This window comes from Halomonas sp. 3D7M, from assembly GCF_014897885.1.
Lineage (GTDB): Bacteria > Pseudomonadota > Gammaproteobacteria > Pseudomonadales > Halomonadaceae > Vreelandella.
In genome coordinates this window covers 5613-8054 of the sequence record NZ_JABUZF010000119.1, presented here as the reverse complement: position 1 = coordinate 8054, position 2442 = coordinate 5613, and the positions used below count along the sequence as shown (strand labels likewise).

The following is a 2442-nucleotide window of genomic DNA, read 5'->3' as shown; positions in this document are numbered from 1 at the left end:
AGAGGACATGACGAATCATGGTGCACTCCGGCTCGCTGCCACGGCGATCTGGTCAACACCCGCCTGCTTGAGGCGATCCATCACTTCAATCAACAAGCCAGTCGTGGATTCCCGATCGGCCTGGATAACAACGGAGCCATCATCACTCAACATGCCAGCGACCTGCTGGCCAATACGATGCACATCAACTGGCTTTCCATCGACCCAAACAGCCCCCTCCGGCGTCACAGCAATCAGCACCTGTGCATCGGGGCGCGGGCTTGCCGCTGCCGCTTCGGGGCGTTCAATCTCAACACCGCTCTCTTTAATGAAGCTGGTCGTCACAATAAAGAAGATCAGCATGATAAAGACAACGTCCAGCATCGGCGTTAGGTTAACTTCATTACTATCAGCCGTGGTGTCTATGGAACGGCGTCTACGCATCATTCTCCTCCAAGGCACGGGCTAAGCGGTCGTGTAACCGCTGGTCTTCGCGACGAATCACGTGCTCTAAACGACTAATAAACAGCAACCCCACCACAGCAATCGCCATGCCGGTTAGCGTGGGCAGCGTGGCACGGGCAACACCGTCGGCCATGGCCCGCGCCTGATGAGTATCACTAAGAGAAAGGCTATCGAACACGGTAATCATACCGGTGACAGTACCCAGTAAGCCTAGCAGTGGGCATAACGCTACAAGCAGTTTGATCCAGGGCAACGGGCGGCGTAGCTTAGCAACCAGCGCCTCTGTCCAGACATTGCGTAGCGTGCGTGCACTCCAGCTACGGTGGTCACTGCGTGCCGCCCAGCGACGAATCAGTTGGCGACGGGCACGCCGCCAACTAAAGCGGTAATACCACCAGCGCTCAATTGCCATCCCAAACACCAGCACGGCAACGAATGCCAGCACCACTAAAACGGCACCACCGGCATCAAGCAGCCGCTCAACGGGCTCAAGCCAAAGAGGTAACGTGGGCATATTAGGTCACCGCTTGCGCATTAGCCGTCGACTGCGCTTCAAGATGGTCAGCTAAGGTGGCACTGGCTTCACCTTCAATGGCCTGGGTAATCAAGCGACTCCGACTCGCCAAGGCCGTCTGAGCAAATAGTAGTGGCACGGCTGTTACAAGACCCAACACCGTTGTTACCAGCGCCTGGCTGATACCACCCGCCATTAGCTGCGGGTCGCCGGTACCAAACACGGTAATCGCCTGGAAGGTGACAATCATGCCGGTCACGGTACCCAGCAGACCCAGTAGCGGTGCAACGGCTGCCAGCAGCTTAACAATCGGCTGGCCACGCTCGATACGCGGCAGTTCAGCCAACACTGACTCATCTAACCTCGCCTCCAGTGCTTCCGGTGTTTGGTGCTTATCCAACTCCTGGAAACGCTGAAGCACGCGACCCAGCGGGTTATTAGCATTCGGTTGATCCAGCGTCTTACGCTGACGTCGCACCCGCGCACTGACGACGACCAGGTAAAGGTACTGCGCCAATGCCACTAATAGACCAAAACCACCCAGCGCTACCACGACGTAACCGACATAACCGCCCTGCTGGAATCGCTCCCAAAGACTTGGCTGCTGAGCAAGAGCTTGCAGCACGCTACCTTGGGTAGGATCAATGGCAAATACACGGCTTTCACCTTGATGATAGGCCGCCAGCACATCGCTGATTTCAGCAGGAGTATGCGGTACTTCCGCCAAGCCACCATCATCCTGGCCTTTGCTGAGCAACGCTGTGTCAGTAAACGCTGCAAAATCACCCAAGCGCACAACGCTTCTCGATTCAATCTCACCACTGGCATCGGCCACCGGTAATTCAAGGCGCTCGGCACGCCCAGTGCTCAGCGTTAGCATCGCTAAACTGTCCACGACAGTTTCGATTTGTTGACGCTCCAGCACCTCGATCTCATTAAGACGCGGTGGCAACGCATTAGCATCTAGCGTTAACCAGCTATCACCGCCTAGTTCTTTACGCACCTCTTCGCTGTGCCGTGACAGATCCGCCAGTAGCGAGGTGAGCGCTTCGCCCTGCTCTTCCTGGCGCGCGGCCAGCGCTTGAGCCTGTTGCGCTTGTTCCTGCTGCTGCGCGGCTAATGCGACTTGCTGTTCTTCTGCAGCTTGATGTTCAGCCCGCGCCTCTGCTAGCACTTCATCCAGCGCCTCTTGATCTTCAAGGAACGACTGCAAGCGCACTTGGTCACGCGCCTCAGCGGCTTCGCGAGCTTCACGTAACGAACCAACGCTGTCAGTTTGCGCCATTGCCATACTGCCGCCCAGAAGGCTGGCCAGTAATGCAAAACAGATGATGCTTCTGCGCGCGCCTCGCTGGCGTGTTAACAGACTCATTGCTGGCCCCCTGCGTGGTCATTAGCACTAATGGAAAGCGGTAGACGCAGCAGCTCTGGCGTGCGCTGATCGTCAGCAATACGTAGACCGTTACGCACCTCGCGGCGGGCGC

Annotated in this window: 3 protein-coding genes; all 3 read right to left on the bottom strand. The window is 57.1% G+C overall.

Annotated elements, in window-relative coordinates:
* Positions 1-15 precede the first annotated feature (15 nt).
* Genes INT22_RS05370 through INT22_RS05360 form a run of 3 tightly spaced genes read right to left on the bottom strand, consistent with a single transcriptional unit; the run spans position 16 to position 2330 of the window.
* Positions 16-423, bottom strand: coding sequence for an ExbD/TolR family protein (locus tag INT22_RS05370; RefSeq protein WP_038485222.1), 408 nt, complete (start codon positions 421-423; stop codon positions 16-18).
* On the bottom strand, positions 416-958 hold the full coding sequence (locus INT22_RS05365; RefSeq protein WP_089037770.1) for a MotA/TolQ/ExbB proton channel family protein: 543 nt from the start codon (positions 956-958) through the stop codon (positions 416-418). The genes INT22_RS05370 and INT22_RS05365 overlap by 8 nt, the downstream gene beginning before the upstream one ends.
* A 1-nt stretch (position 959) precedes the next feature.
* Positions 960-2330: a MotA/TolQ/ExbB proton channel family protein gene (locus tag INT22_RS05360; RefSeq protein WP_193067834.1), complete on the bottom strand. Its 1371-nt coding sequence runs from the start codon at positions 2328-2330 to the stop codon at positions 960-962.
* Positions 2331-2442: the final 112 nt, after the last annotated feature.